1 protein-coding gene and 3 pseudogenes are annotated in these 2,010 nt (G+C 47.7%); 2 read left to right on the forward strand and 2 right to left on the reverse strand.

Annotated features, from left to right (window positions below; genetic code table 11):
• Window positions 1-53: 53 nt before the first annotated feature.
• A complete protein-coding gene (locus APA10_RS14230; RefSeq protein ID WP_003631418.1) occupies window positions 54-827 on the reverse strand; it encodes a TSUP family transporter in 774 nt (257 codons plus the stop codon).
• Between the two features lie 359 nt (window positions 828-1,186).
• Window positions 1,187-1,624 (reverse strand): annotated as a pseudogene (locus APA10_RS14235) (hypothetical protein); the annotation flags it as partial.
• 53 nt (window positions 1,625-1,677) lie between these two features.
• On the opposite strand from APA10_RS14235, the pseudogene APA10_RS14815 reads away from it, so the two are divergent.
• Window positions 1,678-1,815: pseudogene (locus APA10_RS14815) on the forward strand (transposase); the annotation flags it as partial.
• A 57-nt stretch (window positions 1,816-1,872) separates the two neighbouring features.
• Window positions 1,873-2,010, forward strand: a pseudogene (locus APA10_RS15045) (IS5/IS1182 family transposase); the annotation flags it as partial.

Genomic DNA, 2,010 nt, shown 5'->3' on the forward strand with positions numbered 1-2,010 from the left:
GCTCAAAACCTCTTGAAAACATATCATAGCGAATTTCCAAAAGGGCTCTAAGGTTAGAACATTTTCCACAATGGATTATCGGGATTGGCAAGAAGCTTGACCGTAAGGGCCAAGGACATAATAACCAGCAGAGGTCGGATACCTTTGCCGCCATATCTGATTGCCAACCATGCTCCGACCTGGTTTCCAAGAATATTTGCTCCTGCCATTCCAAATCCGAGCATCCATAATACCTTTCCGCCAACAATCATGGCCGTAAGACCCGCGACATTGGTTAAAAGATTGATAAATTTGGTATTTGCAATTGCACGAACTAATCCAAGGCCAGCAAAAGCAACCAAGACAGTTGTTAGGAATGATCCCGTACCAGGACCAAAAAAACCATCATAAAATCCTATGCTGGTCATACATAGTGTAATCCCCATACGTCCAAGGCGAGCGTGGCGATCTTCCCCACTCAAGGGAGGTGCCAGTAGAAAATAAGCAGCCATTCCGATTAACAAAAGCGGTACAATTGCTGATAAAAAGATAGGATTTACAAATTGTACGACCGTTGCGCCTGCAAGCGCTCCCAGGAAAGCTCCTATGGCTGGCAAAACAAATTGTCTGATATCGACATGCCCTGCCCTCAAAAAGGTCAGAAAAGCCGAAGAGGTCCCAATCGTGCTTTGTAGTTTATTGGTGGCAAGAGCCGAAACAGGTGGGATACCAGCCGCCATCAAAGCGGGAATTGTCACAAGACCGCCCCCACCCGCAAGAGCATCTATCCCACCAGCCACAAATGCGCTCGATATGAGAAACAGGATTGTATCAAATGTGAATTGCATGGTGAAAAACCAACTCGGACTCAAATATCTCTAATTAAAAAAACCGAATATTCTGAAGGCATCAGCATAGCCCCCCTCTACGATGGAGGAAATAGCGATATCAATGTAATCTGGCTGAATACGATCATCTCCTACCTGACCACTAGATCATTCGAAGGCGAATGCATGCACGAACCATTTCTGAAGCGCCGTCAGTATTATAGCTCATTGCAATAGGCCGCGGTAATATTGTCCTTTATGACGAAATGATTAAGAGGTACAACAATGTCAGACCATATGAGTCAGGTCTTTATAATCGTATTTTTAAAACACTAAAGGAACTCCCAAATTTCACTGTTTTATGAGAGTTCCACCTATTTTCAGAACATGGCGTTGACTGCAAACTGTGGTGAAACCTGAATACTCTTGTTATGCCCCGCAAAATAGAATGCTGAACCTACAATAACGCCCCAGCGTGGGTTCCAGTTGTATTCAAATGCAGGCGCAATCTGCCAATCCGTTCCGGCTGTTCCTGTTTTATGAATGTAATTACCATTGCTATCATGCCCGCGTAGCGTGGATCCATTGGACCAATCTCGCGCAAGATCCATGGCCAGCACCCATTTCTGGCTTAAACCGTATTCCAATGAAAAACCTGTCTGGCCGCTCATGCCCGGCTGCCCACGGCCACGAAAACCATGCGCTGTACCATAACTGGTAACATCCGTAAGTTTTGCAGATGTTACCGCACGCCGAAACCAGTTCCATACACGCAGGCGTAGTTCATGGTTGCTCGGCAACGTATAAGAGCCCTTTTGGAAATTCGCTATGATAGGTTTTCAAGAGGTTTTGAGCGTGCTTCAAAGGCAGGATGTGGACGCCAGCACAACGAGGCCGCATGGCCGGAATTACACGCAAGACGAAACGCTATCCGTCTGATCTGACAGATGAGGAATGGGAGCGCATAGCGCCTCTGATGCCCCCTGCGAACCGGCGTGGTCGGAAACGGACAACCGATTGAGGGTTCGAAAAACCCTTTGGCTCTGAGCTGTTTCTTCGGCGTTGATTGGGGCTGTCGGACCGCGTGCCGGATGCCAAAACGGTCTGGCTGTGTCAAAAGCGTTTGACACAGGCGGGTGCCATTGAAAGACTGTTTGACCGATTTGACGCGACCCTGCGGAACGCCGGTTATCTCCCGATGTCC

The organism is Acetobacter pasteurianus subsp. pasteurianus LMG 1262 = NBRC 106471 (genome assembly GCF_000285275.1).
Taxonomy (GTDB): domain Bacteria; phylum Pseudomonadota; class Alphaproteobacteria; order Acetobacterales; family Acetobacteraceae; genus Acetobacter; species Acetobacter pasteurianus.